This window comes from Kordiimonas lipolytica, from assembly GCF_042651265.1.
In the GTDB taxonomy this organism is placed as follows: domain Bacteria; phylum Pseudomonadota; class Alphaproteobacteria; order Sphingomonadales; family Kordiimonadaceae; genus Kordiimonas; species Kordiimonas lipolytica.
Window position 1 is genome coordinate 89,066 of the sequence record NZ_JBHSCR010000003.1, and the last position, 21,363, is coordinate 110,428.

Annotated in this window: 16 protein-coding genes, 1 pseudogene and 1 riboswitch; of the genes and pseudogenes, 14 read left to right on the plus strand and 3 right to left on the minus strand. The window is 56.2% G+C overall.

The genetic code is table 11. From position 1 onward, the window contains the following. Nucleotides 1-101: 101 nt before the first annotated feature. From ACFO5Q_RS04750 to ACFO5Q_RS04760, 3 genes are all read right to left on the minus strand, one after another. Nucleotides 102-1,370 carry a molybdopterin molybdotransferase MoeA gene (locus ACFO5Q_RS04750; RefSeq protein ID WP_068151367.1) on the minus strand — a complete coding sequence of 423 codons (1,269 nt, stop codon included), beginning with the start codon at nucleotides 1,368-1,370 and terminating at the stop codon, nucleotides 102-104. A gap of 29 nt (nucleotides 1,371-1,399) precedes the next feature. Next, entirely contained in the window at nucleotides 1,400-2,377 is a 978-nt protein-coding gene (moaA, locus tag ACFO5Q_RS04755) for a GTP 3',8-cyclase MoaA (RefSeq protein WP_068151430.1), read from the minus strand. Then, nucleotides 2,369-2,505, minus strand: a riboswitch (molybdenum cofactor riboswitch). It overlaps the preceding gene by 9 nt. Nucleotides 2,506-2,551: 46 nt before the next feature. Further along, the gene (locus ACFO5Q_RS04760) at nucleotides 2,552-4,144 is read right to left on the minus strand and encodes a nitrate- and nitrite sensing domain-containing protein (RefSeq protein WP_068151370.1); all 1,593 of its coding nucleotides are present in this window, start codon (nucleotides 4,142-4,144) and stop codon (nucleotides 2,552-2,554) included. Between the two features lie 246 nt (nucleotides 4,145-4,390). Between ACFO5Q_RS04760 and ACFO5Q_RS04765 the strand changes: the two genes are divergently transcribed. The 14 genes and pseudogenes from ACFO5Q_RS04765 (at nucleotide 4,391) to ACFO5Q_RS04830 (ending at nucleotide 21,332) form a co-directional block, all read left to right on the plus strand. After that, nucleotides 4,391-5,701, plus strand: a complete 1,311-nt coding sequence (locus tag ACFO5Q_RS04765) for an MFS transporter (protein ID WP_068151373.1) — start codon at nucleotides 4,391-4,393, stop codon at nucleotides 5,699-5,701. 83 nt (nucleotides 5,702-5,784) lie between these two features. Continuing rightward, entirely contained in the window at nucleotides 5,785-7,422 is a 1,638-nt protein-coding gene (locus ACFO5Q_RS04770) for an MFS transporter (RefSeq protein ID WP_068151378.1), read from the plus strand. 26 nt (nucleotides 7,423-7,448) lie between these two features. Continuing rightward, nucleotides 7,449-11,195: a nitrate reductase subunit alpha gene (locus ACFO5Q_RS04775; RefSeq protein WP_068151380.1), complete on the plus strand. Its 3,747-nt coding sequence runs from the start codon at nucleotides 7,449-7,451 to the stop codon at nucleotides 11,193-11,195. 11 nt (nucleotides 11,196-11,206) lie between these two features. Next, nucleotides 11,207-12,760 (plus strand): nitrate reductase subunit beta, encoded by a 1,554-nt coding sequence (gene narH, locus ACFO5Q_RS04780; protein ID WP_068151383.1) that lies wholly within the window; start codon nucleotides 11,207-11,209, stop codon nucleotides 12,758-12,760. Further along, complete coding sequence (gene narJ, locus ACFO5Q_RS04785; protein WP_068151385.1) at nucleotides 12,760-13,446, plus strand: nitrate reductase molybdenum cofactor assembly chaperone; 687 nt, start codon at nucleotides 12,760-12,762, stop codon at nucleotides 13,444-13,446. Before narH ends, narJ begins: the two co-directional genes overlap by 1 nt. A gap of 9 nt (nucleotides 13,447-13,455) precedes the next feature. Further along, nucleotides 13,456-14,139: a respiratory nitrate reductase subunit gamma gene (gene narI, locus ACFO5Q_RS04790; RefSeq protein ID WP_068151387.1), complete on the plus strand. Its 684-nt coding sequence runs from the start codon at nucleotides 13,456-13,458 to the stop codon at nucleotides 14,137-14,139. A gap of 3 nt (nucleotides 14,140-14,142) precedes the next feature. Beyond that, on the plus strand, nucleotides 14,143-14,595 hold the full coding sequence (locus tag ACFO5Q_RS04795; protein WP_068151390.1) for a hypothetical protein: 453 nt from the start codon (nucleotides 14,143-14,145) through the stop codon (nucleotides 14,593-14,595). A gap of 52 nt (nucleotides 14,596-14,647) precedes the next feature. Beyond that, the gene (locus tag ACFO5Q_RS04800) at nucleotides 14,648-15,304 is read left to right on the plus strand and encodes a carbonic anhydrase (RefSeq protein ID WP_068151391.1); all 657 of its coding nucleotides are present in this window, start codon (nucleotides 14,648-14,650) and stop codon (nucleotides 15,302-15,304) included. A gap of 127 nt (nucleotides 15,305-15,431) precedes the next feature. Next, nucleotides 15,432-16,652: an alginate export family protein gene (locus tag ACFO5Q_RS04805; protein WP_068151394.1), complete on the plus strand. Its 1,221-nt coding sequence runs from the start codon at nucleotides 15,432-15,434 to the stop codon at nucleotides 16,650-16,652. A gap of 110 nt (nucleotides 16,653-16,762) precedes the next feature. Beyond that, entirely contained in the window at nucleotides 16,763-17,929 is a 1,167-nt protein-coding gene (locus tag ACFO5Q_RS04810) for an NnrS family protein (protein ID WP_068151398.1), read from the plus strand. Nucleotides 17,930-18,034: 105 nt separating this feature from the next. Next, nucleotides 18,035-18,223 (plus strand): annotated as a pseudogene (locus ACFO5Q_RS04815) (integrase); the annotation flags it as partial. Nucleotides 18,224-18,616: 393 nt separating this feature from the next. Further along, nucleotides 18,617-19,294, plus strand: coding sequence for a TetR/AcrR family transcriptional regulator (locus tag ACFO5Q_RS04820; protein WP_068151404.1), 678 nt, complete (start codon nucleotides 18,617-18,619; stop codon nucleotides 19,292-19,294). 204 nt (nucleotides 19,295-19,498) lie between these two features. Further along, the gene (locus ACFO5Q_RS04825) at nucleotides 19,499-20,101 is read left to right on the plus strand and encodes a PAS domain-containing protein (protein WP_082720036.1); all 603 of its coding nucleotides are present in this window, start codon (nucleotides 19,499-19,501) and stop codon (nucleotides 20,099-20,101) included. A gap of 337 nt (nucleotides 20,102-20,438) precedes the next feature. Further along, entirely contained in the window at nucleotides 20,439-21,332 is an 894-nt protein-coding gene (locus tag ACFO5Q_RS04830) for a substrate-binding periplasmic protein (protein WP_197421252.1), read from the plus strand. Nucleotides 21,333-21,363 lie beyond the last annotated feature (31 nt).

Here is a 21,363-nt window from a genome sequence, read left to right on the forward strand (position 1 = left end):
CTTCTGAAACTGGAAAGCAGACGTTCCTGCAAATGTGAGAGTTGACCGCTTTTCGCCACAAGCGGGCATAAAGGCTTTTTCTTTCCTGCTGTGTCTGTTTGTCAGTTTGATCCTGGGTTGAAGTGCAGGCAGTGAACCTGGTCACCCGCGCACAGCTCTGACACACGTTCGGGCACCATCAGCCAAGCATTGCTTTCCGAGAAAGGCGACGTCTGGAAGGATTGCTGCCGCTTGCTGGGCGTAGCGATCATCAGGCCACTGTCACTCAGGCGCATACGCCCCATCAGGAATACCGTTTTCGATGCGTCGACCTGAACGTCCCGCGTCAATGTGGCGACCCGCATGGGTTCGGGGGGCTGCCCCGAGAGACCCCGGACAAAGGGATAGACAAAGGCCCTGAGCGCCAGGGCCGTCGAAATGGGGTTGCCGGGCAGCCCAAAGAAGAAACTGCCCCCGGGCAACCGAGCGAACAGAACAGGTTTTGCCGGTTTGATGCGCGCCTTGTGGAAAATGATTGTCGCACCCATGTCACTCAGAACGGGTTTGACAAAATCATACTGGCCCGCCGATACGCCGCCCGTGGAAAGGATAAGCCTGGGCTTGCCTTCGATTGCGGCATCAAGCGCGGCCGCAAAGTCTTGCGGTGTGTCGCGTACGGTTACGACGTGCCTGAGGTTGAAGCCCAGATCCCGGGCAATGGTCTCGGCGTACAGGCGGGTGGCGTTATAGATCTGGCCGGGCTTCAAGGGTTGGCTGAAGTCATCAACAATTTCCTGTCCGGTGGATATCCAGGCAGCGGTTGGTCTTTGATTGACCGCCACCTTGCCAAGCCCCAATGCCGACAACAGCGGCAAATGCTGGCAGGCAAGCAGGGTGCCCGCCTTCAGTACCGTCCGGCCCTGTGCCACATCCTGACCGATATGCCTGACGTGTTGATCTGCCGGGTAGGGTGCGTGGAAGGTCAGGGCCTCTGTTTCCCAACTTGCGGCCTCGACCGGCAAGACTGTGTCTGCCCCCTGGGGCAAGGGAGCACCTGTCATGATCTTCACGGCCTGAGGGCCGTTCAGCTGTGCAAGTTTTGCGTTGTCCCCGGCAATGCTGGCGCCGACGATTGGAAGCTCGACCGGTGTGTCCATCGCGGCGTCTTTTACAAGCGCAGAATTGAAAGCAAATCCATCCATGGCGCTATTATTGAAGGAGGGCAGGGAAAGGGGCGCTTTGAGGTCGCCGGCCAGTGTTTGCCCGATAGCTTCCGCGAGGGGGACCTCCGTCGCCCCAAGATGGATGACCTCGCGGTGAAGGTCTTCCAGGCAATCCACGTAATGCCTGAGGCCTGAGCCGGAACAACAGTCCAAAGCTGGATCAAACATAGCCAAAGTCTCCTGAAACATGCATCAGGTTATCCCCCGATACTGGAAAGGTTTGAGGTCTGCCCGGTCAGGCCTGCTGCGAGCTGATGGCTGGCGACCTTCTGACCAACGGCTTTTGTTAGCTTGGCTTTCAGCTCTTCGATCTGGTCGTCGGACTGCAGAAGGGCGCGCATGGGCACACCGAACTCTCCAAACAGGCACAGATGAAGCTTGCCCATGCTTGAAAATCTCAGCCGGTTACAGCTTTTGCAGAAATCTTTAGAATAAGGCGCGATCAGTCCAATGCTGCCCCTATAGTCCGGGTGGACATATTCGTTGGCAGGGCCTGCGTCTGCGGCCTTGAGTTTCTTGGTCCAGCCCGCGCGCTCCAGTTTTTCGGCAATCACAGTGGCGGGAATATGGTGCCGCTTGAAATAAGCCGGATGGTCGCCTGTTTCCATCAGTTCGATAAACCGAACCGCAAGGGGGCGATTTTTGGCAAGTGCCAGATAGGCGTCCAGTTCCAGGTCGTTGATGCCCTTCAAGTAAACCGCGTTCAGCTTGATACTATCGAAGTCCGCCTCAAAAGCAGCATCAATGCCGCGAAGCACTTCATTGCAGCGGTCATGGCCTGTGACGCTGTGAAATGTTTGGGGATCAAGACTGTCCAGGCTGATATTGATCGCATTGATGCCTGCATTACGGAAAGCGGTGGCACGGTGTTCGAGCTTATAGCCGTTGGTTGTGAGTGCCAGTTTTTGCACATTCGGCAATGCGCTGATTGCTTCTGCGATTTCAAGAAAGTCTTTTCGCACCGTCGGCTCGCCACCGGTCAGGCGAATCTTGGTAAGCCCCAGTTCGGAGAATGCGGTTGCGGCGCGGCGCAATTCGTCAACCGAAAGCGGCTGTGGCCCGGCACACTTTCTGTAGCCATTCGGCAGGCAATAGCTGCACCGGAAATTGCAGGCTTCGGTCACTGACAGCCGCAGATATTTGAAGGTGCGGCCGAATCCATCACTTAAGCGCACAAACAGGCTCCTTTCTAATAGCGAGAGGCCAGTCGGTTTCCCAAACAGACCCGGCAGCAACGGCTGCGGCCAAAGGCCCTTGTGGCATGCACCAGTTAGGGCCAGAGGCTTCGGAGTTGAGCACTCTGCAATCGAAGGAATATCGCTATATGAAGTTGGGGCGTTTGATGCAGATCAAGCGTCGGGCTTAAAGACAAGGTCGCTAAGTTCCGGGCGGGCGCATTCATCCGTATGTACCCGGTTGCAATTCCCTGCAAGTTCAGCGTCGCAAAACCCACACAGAGCATTGTCATCCGGCATTACAACGTAATCTGTTGCTACTTTGAATCCTTCGTCCTTGAACTTCTTGAGTGTCCTCGAGAAAGTCTCTGGCCGCATGTCCAGATACGAGGCAATGATGGACTTCTCATAAGGAAGGAGAATCGTACCATCGGGTGACTTTTGGTTAAGTCGCAGGCGCAAGAGGAACCATCCCACGCGTTCCTGCGCACTTTTGAGACGAGAAAGTTCAAGCTGCTGCACCAGGCGTTGGGACCGAAGCGAAACGGCGTTCAGCATGTTAACCGCCAGCTGGGGGCTCGCCTGAATGCGTTGTCGGATCACTGGCGCTGGTATCGAAAGTAATGTTGCGTGCTCAACTACCTGTGCGTTCACAGGCGTGGGCATGTTTAGGAATACGGCGGATTCGAGGAGTGTTTCACCGGCGCCGAGCATCTGCAAAATGGCTTCTTCGCCTGTCTCCAGCCCGTTATAGGCCTTCACCCAACCCTCAAGGATGATGTACATCCGTGCGGCAGGCTCATCCCTTAGGAAAAGCAATTTGTCTTTTTCATATTCGCGAACCTGAGAAAGCGACAGCAGCTCATCCAGATCGCCATCCGCCAGCGCCGCCAGCATTGGCAATGATTTGAGGAAGGGTCGATATTGCGCCATCTTCCCTGAATGGGCGGACGAGTTTGATACAGGAGTCGCCGCACCTTCGAGCCCGTCAACAAGGGTAACCTCTGCTTGTCTTAAGCCGTCAATCATGCGGGTCAGAAGCTCGAACCAGGTTTCGCCCGAATATTGCTCGATCTCGCTTGGGGGCGCGCCTTCTTCCAGAAGGTCGTTGATCTTGCCAAGGGCGCGCAGGTCTGCATCCTGTACCGCTTCCTGTAACACAGCGATCTGACCTGGCGATGCCAGTGCTTTGAATGTATCAAAATAGGTGCGTTGTTCCGCGACCAGTGCCACGAAGCGGTCACAGAATTCCTGGTTTCGGAACGAGAAGGTATAGAAGCCCCTGGCGCCGAGCGCACGTTCCATACCGACGCGTTCTTTCCATTGCAGGAAGTTTGAATAAGCAGACACGAGAGCAGAATTGTGCCTGGGTTCACGCTGGGCCAATTCGATCATGGCGTCGATGGTGGGGACCGTGAATTTAAAGGTATAGTTGTTGAGAGCCTGTGTATAGCGCACCTTCATCAGCCGAATTTGGTCCCTGACATCGGCGAGTTCATCAAATTTCCTGAGAAGGAAAGTCAGGCGGGCCTCAAAGCTTGGGGGCAGGGCATCCCGCACATCTGTCCGTCCCGAGAAAGCCCGCAATTCTGCTATGACCTTGTCGACGGCCTTGTTTTGTTCATCGTATCGGCGGGAAAATATCTTGCCCAGGCTATCCAGCAGCAACCCAGCACAGCCGCGTTCGCGCTGGATCTTGTGCACGACATCGCCAAGCTTATGCAAAAGCTCCTGTACCAGTTTTGTGTTCTGAACAGGTGTGTTCATTCCGCGTCCCCGCATCCCCGAATTTGTTTGGCCGACTATCGCATGTTTTGCCCTTCAATCAAGCTAATGCGCCTGCGAAGTACAATTCCTAATGTGCTCCCCCTGTTTGTAAGTGCCTTCTAAGTCTTTGGTTTGACGCCTTTTCTTCAGAAAAGCGAGGCACTTGATATGGATCAAACACGGCTTCCCATCCTACGCACATATTAGCAACAACCAAAAGGGCAACAACTATGTCAGGAGGGAATCGTGACTGACACCCTGGTAAGCAAAGGACAAAGCAGACACGCGCTGACCGCCAGCACGCTCGCGTTCACTGTGTGTTTCGCTGTATGGACGATCTTCTCGATCATCGGGATCAAGATCAAAGCGCAACTGGGGCTCACTGACACCCAGTTCGGTATACTTGTGGCAACGCCGGTACTGACTGGCTCTTTGAGTCGCTTGTTCCTGGGCATCTGGACCGACCAGTATGGTGGCCGGATCGTGTACACCATCCAGATGCTGGCTACAGCGGTGGCAGCCTACCTGCTGACACTGGTGACAACGTATGAGATGTTCCTGGTGGCCGCCCTGGGCGTTGGTCTTGCCGGTGGCAGCTTTGCGGTAGGCGTGGCCTATGTGTCGCGCTGGTTCCCGAAAGAACAACAGGGTACGGCCCTTGGCATCTTCGGGATGGGTAATGTGGGTGCGGCCATTACAAACTTCGGTGCGCCGATGCTTCTTGTGGCTGTTGGTGGCGCCTGGCAGGGCGTGGCCCAGATCTATTCCATTGTGCTGGCGGTCACTGCGGTTCTGTTCTTCTTTTTGACGAAGGATGATCCGGTCCATGCGGCGCACAAGGAAAAGGGCCACAAGCACCCCAGCTTCATGGAGCAGCTTGAGCCGCTGAAGAACCTGCAAGTATGGCGCTTCTCGCTCTATTACTTCTTTGTGTTTGGTGCTTATGTGGCGCTAGCACTGTGGCTGCCACGCTATTATGTGGGCGCCTACGGGCTTGAACTCGGCACTGCGGGCATCCTGGCGGCAAGCTATGCCCTGCCCGGGTCCATCTTCCGGGCTCTCGGCGGCTGGCTGTCTGACAAGGTTGGCGCGCGTACGGTCATGTACTGGACCTTCATCGCAAGCGTGATCTGCACCTTCATCATGTCTTACCCAGCCACCGACTATACCGTGGCGGGCATCACTGGACCGATCGCCTTCAATATCACCATCCCGCTGGAATTGTTCGTGGCACTGACGATCGTGCTGGGCTTCTTCATGTCGCTCGGCAAGGCGGCTGTCTACAAGCACATCCCTGTCTACTACCCGGCTCATGTGGGGTCCGTAGGCGGCATGGTTGGCCTGATTGGCGGGCTGGGTGGTTTCGTGCTCCCGATCGTGTTCGGCATCATGAATGACGTGATCGGCGTTTGGACCAGCTGTTTCATGCTGCTGACGGTGCTGATTGCCATCGCGCTTACCTGGATGCACTTCGCAATCCAGCGGCTGGAGAAGAAACGCATCCCGGAATTGCGTGGGCCACGCAACTTGCCGGAGCTTGAAGGCCTTAAGGGCTAGACCTCAAGGATGTGAGGGGCCCCTTGGGGCCTCTCCCCCAGATTACTTAGGGGTCCCGCGAGGCCTCGTTTAGGAGAGTTCAAATGACTGAACAAGCAACCAAATTAGAAGAGAAGGGCCACGACCTTTACGGCTGGAACCCGGACGATGATGTCCAGTGGGCCGAAGCTGGCAAGAAGATCGCGACGCGCAATCTCTGGATTTCCATTCCAAGCTTGCTGTGTGGCTTTGCAGTATGGCTCTACTGGGGCATCATCACGGTTCAGATGCTGAACCTGGGCTTTCCGTTTGAGCAAAGCCAGCTCTTTACGCTCGCGGCTATCGCTGGCCTTTCTGGTGCAACACTGCGTATTCCAAGCTCCTTCTTCATCCGCATCGCGGGCGGGCGCTACACACTGTTCCTGACCACGGCGTTGCTGATGATCCCTGCTGTCGGAACGGGCTTCCTGCTTCAAGACCCTAACACACCGCTTTGGCAGTTCCAGTTGATGGCACTCCTCTCTGGCTTTGGTGGCGGCAACTTCGCGTCTTCCATGTCGAACATCAGCTTCTTTTATCCCAAGAAGATCCAGGGCTATGCGCTGGGCATGAATGCGGGCCTTGGTAACTTTGGTGTCACCACCATGCAGATTGTTGTGCCGCTGGTGATGACATTCGCGCTGTTTGGCGGCGAAAGCATGACGCTGCAGAACACGTCCGGCACCCTGATCGGCAAAATCCCTGCGGGGACGGAAACCTATATCTTTAACGCCGGCTGGGTGTGGCTGATCGCACTGGTGCCGCTGGCGTTCGCTGGTTGGTTCGGCCTTAACAACATTCGCGACGAGCATGTGTCGCCGGATGCGGGCTCTGCCCTGCCGGCCTTTGCCAAAATCCTGGGTATGCTGGCGATTGGCCTTGCCACCGCAACTTTTGGCCTGTGGCTGATGTTGCCTGCCAAAACCGGTGGGTCCGGCCTTGAGCTCAATAAATGGATTGTCCTGCCGATTGTGATCGCACTCACCGTTTTCGCGCTGAAGCTGATCCCTGGCAAAATACAGACAAACCTGAAGCGTCAGTTCCAGATTTTCGACAACAAGCACACCTGGGCGATGACGGTGATCTACACCATGACCTTCGGCAGCTTCATTGGTTATGCGGCTGCGATGGGTCTGGCGATCAAAGTGGTGTTCGGTTTCCAACACATCATGGTTGATGGTGTGATGACCCACAATACAGTGAACCCGAACGGCCCATCGGCCCTGATGTTCGCCTGGATGGGCCCGTTCATTGGCGCACTGATCCGTCCGATCGGCGGTAGCTGGGCAGACAAGATGGGCGGCGCGAAAGTAACACAAATCATCAGTGTTGTGATGGTGGCCTGTGCGCTGGGCGTGGCCTACTTCATGAAAGCGGCCTACGGTTCTGCAACACCAGAGGAATATTTCTATCCCTTCCTTGTGCTGTTCATCATCCTGTTCGCAGCCACCGGCATCGGTAACGGCTCCACCTTCCGCACTATCGCTGTGGTGTTCAACAAGGAGCAGGCGGGCCCTGTCCTTGGCTGGACGTCAGCAGTAGCGGCATACGGTGCCTTCATCATCCCAAAAGTGTTCGGCGAGCAGATCAAAGCCACCACGCCTGAGTATGCGCTCTATGGCTTTGCCATCTTCTATGGCGTCTGCATCCTTATCAACTGGTGGTTCTACCTGCGTCCAGGCGCATACGTGAAAAACCCATAAGAAAACAGGGCATCCGGAGACAATCCATGAGCAACTTTATCGACAGGCTCTCATACTTCACCAAATCGCCCGAAACATTCTCGGACGGGCACGGTATCACAACCGACGAAAGCCGGGATTGGGAAAAGGCCTACCGCGGCCGCTGGGCGCACGACAAAGTCGTGCGGTCAACCCACGGGGTGAACTGCACCGGCTCCTGCAGCTGGAAGATCTATGTGAAGAACGGTCTGGTGACCTGGGAAACCCAGCAAACCGATTACCCAAAAACACGGCCAGATCTTCCGAACCACGAGCCTCGCGGCTGCGCCCGCGGCGCCAGCTACAGCTGGTATCTCTATAGCGCGGCACGTCTGAAGCACCCCATGGTGCGCGGCCGCCTCTTGGAGCTGTGGCGCAAGGCGAAAGCCGAGCATGGTGATCCAGTTGACGCTTGGGCTTCGATTGTCTCCGACCCGAAGAAGACCCGGGAATACAAACGAGTGCGCGGCCTTGGCGGTTTCGTGCGGGCAAGCTGGGAAGAAGCCAACGACCTCATCGCTGCGGCGAATGTGTTCACGGCCAAAGAACATGGCCCCGACCGGATCATCGGTTTCTCGCCGATCCCGGCCATGTCCATGGTGTCATATGCTGCCGGCAGCCGGTACCTGTCGCTGATCGGCGGCGTGTGTATGTCTTTCTATGACTGGTACTGCGACCTGCCACCATCCTCGCCACAAACCTGGGGCGAACAGACAGACGTGCCTGAAAGCGCGGACTGGTATAATTCAGGCTACATCATGGCCTGGGGCTCGAACGTGCCGCAAACCCGTACGCCGGATGCCCACTTTTTCACCGAAGTGCGATACAAAGGCACCAAGACCGTGTCCGTGACGCCGGACTATTCCGAAGTCGCGAAACTGACGGACATCTGGCTTAACCCACGCCAGGGGACCGACAGCGCCATGGCGATGGCTATGGGTCATGTGATCCTCAAGGAATTCCATGTGGCTGGTAAGTCGGAATATTTCGATGACTATTGCCGCATGTACACCGATATGCCGTTCCTCGTGCGCATGGAGGAGAAGGATGGTCGCCTTGTGCCGTCGCGTCTCCTCCGTGCATCCGATTTTGAAGGCGCCTTGGGTGAAACTGAAAACGCAGACTGGAAAGCCGCGATCTTCGACGGCAACAGCGACGAAGTGGTTATCCCCAACGGCACCATTGGCTCGCGCTGGGACAAATCCAAGAAATGGAACCTGGAGCTGAAGAATGTGGCCGATGGCGGCGATGTGTGGCCGAAAGTGTCGCTGATTGACCGGTCCGATGAAGTCTCTGCCGTGGCCTTCCCATACTTCGGTAACCTGGTGAACGATCAGCCGATCTTTCAGCACACAGACCACGAAAGCGTGCTTGAGCGCAATGTGCCGCTGAAGACCGTTGAAACCAAGGATGGCCCGGTGAAGGTTGCCACGGTTTATGACCTGATGGTGGCCAACTACGGTGTCGATCGGGGCCTGGGTGGCAAAAATGTAGCCGCGAGCTTCGACGACGACATCCCCTATACCCCGGCCTGGCAGGAAAAGATTACTGGCGTTGACCGCGCAAAAGTGATCCAGGTGGCGCGGGAGTTTGCAACCAACGCAGACCAGACCCGCGGCCGCTCCATGGTGATCCTGGGGGCTGCGGTAAACCACTGGTACCATATGGACATGATCTACCGGGGTATCATGAACCTCCTGATCATGTGTGGCTGTGTGGGCAAATCCGGCGGTGGTTGGGCCCACTATGTGGGGCAAGAAAAGCTGCGTCCGCAAACTGGCTGGCAGCCGCTGGCGTTCGGCCTTGATTGGGCTCGCCCACCCCGGCACATGAACTCCACCAGCTTCTTCTATAACCACTCCAACCAGTGGCGGTACGAGAAGCTTGGCGTGGATGAAATCTTGTCGCCGCTCGCGGACAAAGACAAATGGAAAGACTATAGCCTCATCGACTGTAACGTCCGGTCTGAACGGATGGGCTGGTTGCCGTCTGCGCCGCAGCTGAATGAAAACCCGCTCAAAGTGGGCAAGGCTGCGACTGATGCAGGCATGTCTTCTGCGGACTATGTGGTTGACAAGCTGAAATCTGGTGACCTGGGCTTCGCCTGTGAAGACCCGGATGATCCAAAGAACTTCCCGCGCAATATGTTCATCTGGCGCTCGAACATTCTTGGGTCTTCCGGCAAGGGCCACGAATATATGCTGAAGCATTTGCTTGGCACCCAGCATGGCCTTCTGGGCAAGGACCTGGGCGACACCGGAGGCCAGAAACCTAGCGAGGTTGTCTGGCACGATGAAGCGCCGGAAGGAAAGCTGGACCTGGTGGTAACGCTTGATTTCCGCATGTCCACCACGTGCGTGTATTCAGATGTGGTTCTGCCGTCCGCCACCTGGTACGAAAAGAACGACCTGAACACCTCCGACATGCACCCCTTCATTCACCCGCTGACCCGCGCCGTTGATCCGGCGTGGGAAAGCCGCAGCGACTGGGATATCTACCGTGGCCTTGCCGAGAAATTCTCGGAAGTCTGCGTTGGTCACCTGGGCGTTGAGAAGGATGTAGTGACACTTCCGATCCTGCACGACACCCCGGGTGAACTTGGCCAGGCCCTTGGCGTAACCGATTGGAAGAAGGGCGAATGCGACCCGATCCCGGGCAAAACCATGCCAGCCATCATTGAGGTGGAACGGGATTATCCCAACACCTTCAAACGCTTCACGGCCCTCGGTCCACTGATGGCGAACATTGGTAACGGCGGGAAAGGCATCAGTTGGAAAACTGAAGAGGAAGTCGAGCTTCTGGGCCGACTTAACGGTATTCATGACGAAGAAGGCGCTAATGAAGGCATGCCGAAGATTGTGTCCGATGTGGACGCGGCTGAGGTTGTCCTTTCACTGGCGCCGGAGACAAACGGCCATGTGGCCGTGAAATCCTGGGTAGCGCTTGGTGCCATCACCGGGCGCGAACACACCCACCTTGCAAAGCCAAAGCAGGAAGAGAAAATCCGCTTCCACGACATCAAGCAGCAGCCGCGCAAGATCATTTCATCCCCGACCTGGTCGGGCCTTGAAGACGAGCATGTCAGCTATAATGCGGGCTATACCAACGTGCATGAATTGATCCCATGGCGCACCCTGACGGGACGTCAGCAGTTCTATCAGGATCACGAATGGATGCGTGATTTTGGTGAAAGCCTCTGTGTCTATAAACCGCCGGTCAACACCAAAACGGTGGCGCCAGTGAAAGACAAATACAGCCGGGGCCACAAACAGGTGGCGCTCAATTGGATCACGCCGCACCAGAAATGGGGCATTCACTCCACCTACAGTGACAACCTGCTGATGCTGACGCTGAACCGGGGTGGGCCTGTGGTCTGGCTGTCGGAAATCGACGCCAGGAAGATCGATGTCGAGGATAACGACTGGATCGAACTTTATAACGCCAACGGGGCCATCATGGCCCGGGCGGTTGTCTCCCAGCGCGTGCCCGAAGGCATGACCATGATGTACCACGCCCAGGAGAAGATGATTAACACGCCTGTCTCCAACACTACGGGCGGTCGGGGCGGCATCCACAACTCGGTGACCCGTGCGGTTGTCAAACCAACGCATATGATCGGTGGTTACGCGCAGCTCGCATACGGGTTCAACTATTACGGCACGGTCGGGTCCAACCGCGATGAGTTCGTCGTTGTCCGCCGCGTCGACAACATTGAGTGGGGCGAAGAAGAAGCCTCCACCCAGGCAGCCGAGTAGGAGATAAGCTCATGAAAATACGTGCACAAATCGGCATGGTCCTAAATCTGGACAAATGCATTGGCTGTCACACGTGCTCGGTCACATGTAAGAACGTGTGGACCAGCCGGGAAGGCGTGGAATATGCCTGGTTTAATAATGTGGAAACCAAGCCGGGCGTGGGGTATCCCCGCGAATGGGAAAACCAGGACCGCTGGAATGGCGGTTGGGAGCGCAAGACCAGCGGCAAGATCCAGCCGAAGATCGGCGGCAAGTTCCGCGTGCTGGCGAATATCTTCGCCAACCCGGACCTGCCGGAAATCGACGACTATTACGAGCCGTTCACTTTCGATTACGCCCATCTGCAGAATGCGCCGGAAATGAAAACCGTGCCAACCGCGCGGGCGCATTCTGTCATCACCGGCCAGAAGATGGACAAGCCCGAATGGGGCGTGAACTGGGAAGAAATCCTGGGGGGTGAGTTCTCCAAACGGTCGAAGGACTATAACTTCAAGGATGTCGAAAAAGATATCTATGGCCAGTTTGAAAATACCTTCATGATGTATCTGCCCCGGCTGTGTGAACATTGCCTGAACCCGACCTGTGCGGCGGCGTGCCCATCGGGCGCGATCTACAAGCGCGAGGAAGATGGCATCGTTCTGATCGACCAGGACAAATGCCGCGGCTGGCGCATGTGTGTCTCGGGCTGTCCATACAAGAAGATCTATTTCAACTGGCAGTCGGGCAAATCCGAAAAATGCACCTTCTGCTTCCCGCGCATCGAGAACGGCGAACCAACGGTTTGTTCCGAAACCTGCGTGGGCCGGATCCGCTATCTGGGTGTGATGCTCTATGACGCGGATAGGATTGAGGAAGCTGCATCGACTGCAGACGAGGGCGATCTTTATGAAGCCCAAACTGATATCTTCCTGAACCCGAACGATCCCGCTGTCATTGAGCAGGCGCGCAAGGACGGTATCCCGGACAGCTGGCTCGAGGCCGCCAAGAACTCGCCTGTTTACAAGATGGCGATGGAATGGAAAGTAGCCTTCCCGCTGCACCCTGAATATCGCACGTTGCCGATGGTTTGGTACATCCCGCCGCTGTCGCCGATCCAGAGCGCTTACGCTGAGGGTAAAATTGATGGCGACGACATCATGCCAGACGTCAAGAGCCTGCGCATTCCGGTGAAATATCTGGCCAACATGCTGACAGGGGGCAAGGAAGAACCTGTGGTGCATGCGCTTGAGCGCATGATGGCCATGCGCAGCTACATGCGGTCCAAAACTGTGGGCGGCGAAGGCAATGTGGACGTGCTTGGCCGGGTGGGGTTGGACGAACGAACCGTAGCCGACATGTATCGGATCATGGCGCTGGCCGACTATGACGACCGTTTCGTCATTCCTACCAACCACCGTGAATATGCAGGCAAAACGCCGTTCGACAACGAAATCGCGTTCGAGAGCCGGTCGGCTTGCGGCTTCAGCTTCGGTAACGGCTGTAGCGGCGGTAGCGCCCGTTCGGGTGGCCTGTTCGGCGGCAAAACCCACAAGAACACCATGTCCGGCAATGTAAGGAGAGGCTAATGCGTACGTTCAAAATCATGGGCATGCTGCTTGCCTACCCAACGGAAGACCTGCAGCAACATATGGATGAACTCAAGGCCGTGATTGCGGAAGAGAAGCTCATTCCGGCCAAGGTCATGAAGCCGCTCTTTGGTTTTATGGATGATCTGGCCCGCCGGAACCTGATGCGGGTACAGGAAGACTATGTGGCCAACTTCGACCGCTCGCGGGCGCATTCGCTTTATCTGTTCGAGCATGTCCACGGCGAAAGCCGCGACCGCGGCCAGGCTATGGTGGACCTGATGGACCTCTATAAGAGCCACGGCTTTGAACTGGCGGCCCGGGAACTGCCGGACTATCTGCCACTGTTCCTCGAATTCCTGGCGGTCCTGCCGTTTGAGGAAGCCAAGGAACTTCTGGCTGAGACAGTTCATATCCTCGGCGCCGTGGGTGCCAAGCTCAAGGCCAAGAAGCTGGGCTATAGCCACGTATACCGCGCACTTGAAGCTTTGACGGATGCGAAGGCGGACGAGAAGTTTGTCGAACAGGCGCTTATCGACGCCGAACAGGAAGACACCAGTTTTGAGGCGCTGGACAAACAGTGGGAGGAGACGCCTGCTTTCGACGGCGATGCGTCCTGCGCTGTGTGCCCATCTGCGACCCGCCATCAAGGCACGGCCCCAGCCGCGCCAAACGCTCAGCGATAGGAGGCAAGAATGTCAGCTTATCTCAATGATTTCTTCTTCGGGATTTATCCCTATCTTGCCATCGTCATCATGGTGCTTGGGTCTATCCTCAGGTACGATCAGGATCCCTATAGCTGGAAAGCGGGCTCCAGCCAGCTTCTCCGCTCAAAAGGCATGCGAGCGGGCAGCAACCTGTTTCATGTGGGCATCATCCTGCTGTTCTTTGGCCATTTTGTCGGGCTTTTGACGCCAGAATCTGTGTACCACCTGGTTATGACAGCGGCTGTGAAGCAAAAGATGGCCATGATTGCAGGCGGCATCTTCGGCACGCTCTGCTTCATTGGAATGACCATTCTTCTGGTGCGCCGCCTGACCGACCCACGTATCCGAGCCACCAGCAAGCCGGCGGACATCATGATTCTTCTGGTGCTTTACGTTCAATTGATTCTCGGGCTCGCCACCATTCCGGCGTCTGCCCAGCATGCAGACGGCAGCTCAATGATCGCACTCGCCAACTGGGCCCAGCATATCGTGACCTTCCGGGGCGGTGCAGCGGATTTCGTGTTGCATGAGCCGCTGGTGTTCAAGCTGCATATCGTGCTTGGGCTGACGATCTTTGTGCTCTTCCCCTTCACCCGGCTGGTGCACATCCTGTCCGCCCCGATCAAATATATCTTCCGGTCTGGCTACCAGATCGTGCGCCGGAGGGCCTGAGCCATGCCGATCTTCGTCAACAAAACCGAAATCACGGACGATGACGTGTTCAAGGAAATGCAGTTTCACCCGGCCGCAACCAGGGAGGCCGCCCGCGATGAGGCGGCCAAGGCCCTGTTGATCCGGGAACTGCTGCGTCAGGAGGCACAGGAAAAGGGGTTTCTGGCCAAAGACGCGGAAGAAGAAGCTCTCGATGCCGGGATCATGAAGCTGATCCAGTCTGAAGTGACAGCTCCCGAAGCCACGCCGGAAGTCTGTCGCCATTATTATGATCATAACATCGAGCGGTTCAGTGCCGGGGAAGGGGCCAAAATGCCGCTTCCCTTCAGTGAGGTGGAGCCGCGCATCCGTGATTATCTGCACACCAGGAGCATTCGCCATGGAATTCAGTCTTACATACTGGACCTTGCTGGAAGGGCAAAGATTGCGGGCTTTGATCTCGCGGCTGCGCTCTAAGGTGTCGCGTTTCAATTTGCATATCGCCTGAGCGGTGGCATAGAGGTGCACCATGGATTCATACGAAGAGCTGATTGAAGGTTATAAAATCTTCCGTGCTGAATATCTGGACAAGAAGTATGAGGCCTACAGGGACTGGGCCTCGAAAGGGCAGGCGCCAAAGGTTCTGATTATTGGCTGCAGCGACAGCCGGGTGAACCCCGCCATTTTGACCCACGCTGGCCTGGGTGAGATTTTTGTCGTCAATAATGTTGCCAATATCGTACCGCCATACGAGAAGGGCGAAAGCCACCACAAGTCGCTTGGGGCCGCCATCCAGTATGCCGTCAACCATATCAAGGTGGAGCATATCATCGTGATGGGGCATTCCGGCTGCGGCGGTATTGCCGCCCTGATGGCTAAGGATCCCACGGACCGGTTTGACGCCGATGAAGACGATTATATCGCTGATTGGGTGGGCATTCTTGCTCCAGCCCGCGAGGCGGTTCTGCAAAATTGCAATCCAGCCCACGACCATGAAGAATGCCTTCGATTGGCAGAAATGGAAGGCGCACTTGTTTCCATCCAGAACCTGGCCGGTTACCCGTGGGTGCGCCAGGCTGTGCAGGATGAAAGACTTGCGCTTCACGCCTGGTACTTCCATCTGGACAGCGGCGAGCTGCTCTCATACCGCCCCGAGGAAGACCGCTTCCGTCGCCTGTGTCGCTAATACCACACCCAGGTGCAACAATTTGTCAAATTCTCCAATTTTTTCATCCACTTGATGTGGATCAGGTAAGTTAGCCGCAGGTGCAGCTAAAACACACTCATTGAAGGGTTTTTAAGGAGTTTGAACCATGAGAAAGAGCCCCCTGTTGATTGCTGTTAGTTCTTTTGCAATTGCTGCAACCGGCGCCGCAGCCGCCGAAGATACCGGTAATTTCCTGCAGGATGGCGACGCAGGCCTTGACCTCCGCTACCGGCTTGAGTTGGTTGATCAGGATGGATTTTCCAAGAAGGCAACCGCGTCGACCCTGCTGACCAAAATCTGGTACAAAACGGGTGATCTGCATGGGTTCAGTGCCTATCTGGAGGGCACCAATACGACTGTGTTGGGGCAGGATACCTACAATAGTACCGTGAACGGCAACATTACCCGTCCGGTAGTTGCCGACCCGGACACAACAGAGCTGAACCAAGCCTATATCCAGTATAAGAATGACTATTTCACGCTCAAGGGTGGGCGTCAGGGTATCAATCTGGATAACCAGCGTTTTGTTGGTACGGTTGGCTTCCGCCAGAATGACCAGACCTATGATGCGGTGGCCGCAATCGCCACGCCGACCAAGGACCTGACTGCCATTTATGGCTACGTCTGGAATGTGAACCGGATTTTTGGAGAAGACCATCCATTTGGTGACCTGGACACCAACACCCATGTGATCAACCTGACCTACAAGGGCTTTGATTTCGCTAACATCACGGCTTATGCCTTGCTGATCGACCTCAATGATGCGCCGGTTTATGGCCTGTCATCCAGCACGTACGGCGTTCGGTTTGACGGCAAGTATGCCGTCTCTGACGGCCTGAAGCTTGGCTATGAGCTCGAATATGCGTCGCAGTCCGACTATAAAGATAATCCAAATGACTTCTCGGCCGATTACTGGAACGGTAGCGTGTCAGCGACCGCGGGCGCTGTGACCGGCCAGATCGGGTATGAGCTTCTGGGCAGCGACAATGGCGTGGCCTTCCAGACTCCGCTTGCCACGCTTCACAAGTTCAATGGCTGGGCTGATAAATTTCTGGCAACACCTGGAAATGGCCTTGAGGAGATCAACGTGTCGTTGGCCTACAAGGTGCCTGGGGACGGTGCATTTGGCGGTATGCTGTTCAAAGCCGTATACCACGACTTTTCCAGCGATACGGGCGGTATTTCCTATGGCAGCGAGGTTGACTTCCTGGTGACGAAAAAGATCAACAAATATCTGTCGGCTTCGGTGAAGGCAGCCTTCTATAACGCGGATGAGTTTGCGACAGACACTGACAAGATCTGGATCACGCTGCAGGCCAAATTCTAGGCTGCAGCTGCTGAATTATGGAAAAGAGAGTGCTGGGTGTGACAAGAAGCGCCCGGCATTTTCGTTGTTGTCTGGCTAGAATGTTCAAATTCAGGTGCAGGAGATAGATCATGTCTGCGAAACGGTACCAAGGTCCGGCATTTCTCAGTTTCGGATTTCGGCCTTTCTTTCTTTTGGCAGCCCTTTCGGCAGCCATTCTGGTGCCGATCTGGCTGTTTCTTTTCGCTCACGGTGGTGACATTGCGAGTGGGATAGGCCCTCTTCGCTGGCATATCCATGAAATGCTGTTTGGCTTTCTGGCTGCTGTGATCACCGGCTTTCTTCTGACCGCGATCCCCAATTGGACCGGCCGGTTGCCAATATCCGGCATGCCACTTCTAATGCTCGCGCTTGCATGGCTGTTGGGGCGCATCGCCATGGTGGCGCCCGTGATGCCGGGGACGGCCGCCACGGTTGACAGTATTTTCCTGCTGGCGGTGGCGGGGCTTGTAAGCCGCGAGGTGATCGCGGGCAGGAATTGGCGCAATGCTCCGGTTTGCCTGATCATCAGCCTGCTGGCAGTGAGCAATATCGCCTTTCATATTGAAACATTGGGGCTGTTCTCCGGCGATTATGCCGTGCGTGCTGCGCTTGCGCTCATTGTCATGCTGAATGCGCTTATCGGTGGGCGCATTGTCCCGAGCTTCACTACCAATTGGTTGATTAAGTCCGGTAAGGCGGCCCGGCCTGTGCCCTTCAACCAGTTTGACAAAATCCTGTTGCTTGCAACGGCTGCAACGCTTGTCCTGTGGGTTGTGGGGCCGCAAAGCATGGTGGCTGGAATGTTCCTTGTTATGGTTGCCGTCGGGCATCTGGTGCGTCTCGCGCGCTGGAAGGGTTGGGCAACGGTTTCGAGTGCTATCGTGCTTGTTTTGCACGCGGCCTATCTTTGGATGCCGGTGGGCTTCGCGCTTCTTGGGCTCGACACGCTGCTGCCGAATGCTGGCATAACGCCAAGCGCAGGCATGCACGCCCTGACGGCTGGCCTGATGGGGTTGATGCCGCTTGCCGTCATGTCTCGCGCCACGCTCGGGCACACCGGTCGCGACCTTGCGGCAGGCGTGTTTGGTGCCGGAATGTATCTGGCCGTCTTTCTCGCCGCTGTACTCAGGGTAGCAGCATCGTTGATACCAGATGCCTACAGCATGCTATTGTCAGCGGCAGGGCTTCTGTGGGCCCTGGGCTTCCTGATGTTCATTTTCAAGTATGGCAAAATGCTGACTGCGCCCAGGGTGTAACAGCAAGTCGTCAGCGGGAAGCATAAATGGTCCGCAAAGGGTCAGAAAGTGCACTCAGCTGATGGGAGTAGAATGACTGTCTCCTGATCAAAAAGGAGACAGATCATGAAACTCATCTTTCGCCATGAAAACTCCCACCAGCCTTGGAATAAAGGCAAGCTGATTGGGCAGAAGCCACCTCTCAAACTAAAGGAGATATGGGCGATGCGCATTGGCCTGCAGATGAAGGCTGCGGTTCGTGATCTTGCCCTGTTCAACCTGGCGATCGCTGGCAGGCGAAGGGGCTGCGATTTGTGGCGGACGCCAGCCGCTGCGAAGGTTTGCTGATTTGCTACGCGGTTGTAAGCGATTGCGGCATTTTATTTTTTTCTTGTAATAGAATTAGAATTCTGATTCTAATATAAATCTCTTTGTGAAAGGGCGGCGGCATCAGCCTGGGCTTTTGCCTGGCGTCGGTCGCTATGCTGGCGCTGTGCGTCTCGTCATGAAGACGGTTCGGAGTTTGTTCCGGGTAATGGGTTTTGAGTGTGATGGCAGGAAAGCCGGGGCGCAGGGCCGTGTGGTCACAGTCCTGGTGTCAGGGGAGCTGACGTTGGGTGGCTCCGGCTTTCTGCTTGTCTGAAGGTTGGGGGTTGCGGGCAGCCGAGTGTGGCGGCTCGCCGAGAGGCTATTATATAGGAGAAATCCATGGCAGCAATTGCGGCCGAAGCCGGGGCATCATCCCGGAGGGCCATGTCGGGCAGTGCATGGTCATATGGACGGTGGGTGTCCCGTCCGGCACAAAATCGAAGTGAACGAACATTTTTCCGTTTCCTCGATGCGGCAGAGGGGCTTTTGTCCGGCCGTAACTGGCACGAGGTGTCGGTGCAGGAAATCGTGCGGCAGGCAGATGCGTCTGTCGGGTCTTTCTATAACCGGTTTGTCGATAAAACCGCACTGCTGCGGTGCCTTGATAGCCGACTGGGCCAGGAGTGCGAGCAGACCGTATCGGCGCTGGTGGATGAGCTGGATACCTGCCCGGCACTGATTGACGACGCGCCAGGCATGATGATCAGCCTTTTCATGCGGCTTTGTTCAGAGCGAAGCGGGGTGATCCGGGCGCTTGATATGGCGCAAAAGATGGCAGAGCCGGGGGATTTTACCGGCTTGGGGCCAAGCTTTGATGCCGCCGCTGAGAAAATTGGCCATTTGTTGGCGGAAAAGCACGCCGTGCTGAAGGACCATTCCGGCGTTGAGGTGGCGCAGGCCTTCCGCGAAAGTTTCTGGCTGACGCGCGAGATGCTTCTGTATCATCCGCCGTGCAAACCGGCGGACGAAGTTCACCGCTCCCTGCTCAGGCATTTTTACGCCAGCCTGCAGGATTAAGGCTTTTACCCCTGTAAATGCATTTATAAGTGGTATTTACAGGGGTTTCGCGGGAATTTCGTTTCAGCATTTATTTACCAGCCTGCGCCCATAATAGGGCATGAGCCTGAAAACGCTGAACCGACATGGTGTGCCAGTTGGCGGCATGCGCTCCGTGGTGCGCGCAGCCTCTGTCAGTACGTCCTGTCTTTGGGTGTTGCGGGAATGCCCCGCTCAATCCTCGGGCTCTCTGATGCCGCGCCTGAAGGCGGGGGAGTAGAGCGCATGTCCTCGTTTGAAAATGAGCTGATCCGGATCAGGAATAGGGGGCCACGGGCCGACCATTTCTATGTGGTGACGGTTGAGGAAGGCATGGCAATACGCGAGGACATGGCAGCCCTTGTCGAGCTGATGGCCAAAAGCCGGGGCGACCGCCCATTTAACAGCCGGGCAGATGTTTCACCCTCCAGGCTTAGCAAGTATCTGCCGCGTATTACAATCCTGGAGCCTGTCTTTGACGAGGAAGGCCATGTGGTGGACGCGCGCTATCGCCTGATGGGGACGGAGATCAGTTCGCTTTATGGCGAGGCGACCGGGCAACTGATTAGCGACTATCACGGTGACCAGGTGCTGAGGCGGGTATGCCGCATCAGCAATCATTGCATAGAAACGCGGATGCCGGCGCTTGGACTGTCGAAGGCGCTTTCGGACGGTCGGGAATATGTGGACGTCAGCGTGCTTTATTTTCCGCTGTCGAAGGACGGTGAGACCGTCAATCAGTTCTTCATCTATTCGGCTGTGGAACGCGCCCGCGTGGGCAGGCTCTGACCCATAGGATCCTAGCCCGCTAGTTATTCCGAATCTGTCAAAAGCCTGATTCCTTTAATGTTCAGGATTGAGGGGTGGAAAAACCGGCGTTAACCATACGGCGGCTCTTCTTATGGGTGCATAATGAAAGCCCGGCAGGAAGTTGCGATCATGTCGCACAGTAAAAAGGCTCAATTTTATGAAAATTAGCTCTTTTGCCGTTGCTTTTGCTGTCTCCCTTTGAATAGCCTTTTTGCGGGAAAGGGCGACATGGTGTGGCATGCCGGGGGGAACGGACAGCCGCGACAGGTGCCATGGAGCTGAGACCTGGATTAGTAATCAGGCTTTGGGTGAAAGAGTGTTGCGTAAATTTTTTGTAGTGGCGTCGGGCATTGTCTCGATAGCAATTCTGTTGCTGGCAGCAACCAGCGTTCAGGCAAATGACAGTCCATCTGACAATTTGGAAACACCGGAACCGGCTGTTGTGTTAGGCACTGTCTGGGGGCAGACGTTGGCGCAGGACGGCACAGGTTTCTATAATGATGTTTTCCGGGATCTGGTGCCTGCAGGCGATGGAGCGGTCGACTATAAGCTGATGCCGTACCGGCGCGCGCGGTCGCAGTTCCTAGTGGGCCAGACAGCTTGCCTGTATCCGTCTGCGCGGTCTGTCCTGACCACCGGCGGACATGATGGTGGCCAGAAGCTGATCGAATCCAATGCGCTCTTCACAGCGGCGGAACACCTGTTCGCGCCCGCAGGCATGGCGCCGCCCGCATCCCTTGCGGACCTCAAGGGCAAGACAGTGGCGGTCCCCACGGGCTCAATCATGACCAAGCTTTTAAAGGATACGGGTGCACAGTTGATTTCCGTGCATGACGAAACGGCCAAGGCCCAGATGCTGATCACCGGGCGGGTGGATATGATGTCCGGCATGCTGCCGAATGAATATCTGGTCTTCAAGTCGCTGGATACCCGCATGGCGTCCTACGACCGGGACTTTTCCCTGATTGAAGCAGGTGTCGCGATTGTATGCCACGACACGCCCGCCAACCGTGCGTTCATTGCGCAATTGAACGAGCGGATCGATTTGCTGCAGGCTGACGCCGCGTTTCAGGACCTTCTGGCCAGTGCGGGCGTGATGCAGGCGCCTTATGCAGGAGCTGCAGACCTGAATGATATTGCGCCGGCCGCCGGGGTGAAGCCTCGTTTCGCCCATCCGGGGAGACGGGTACCCTTCAGCAATATTCGCTGATATAGTTATCAGCTCGCCGTGCCTGGGGGTC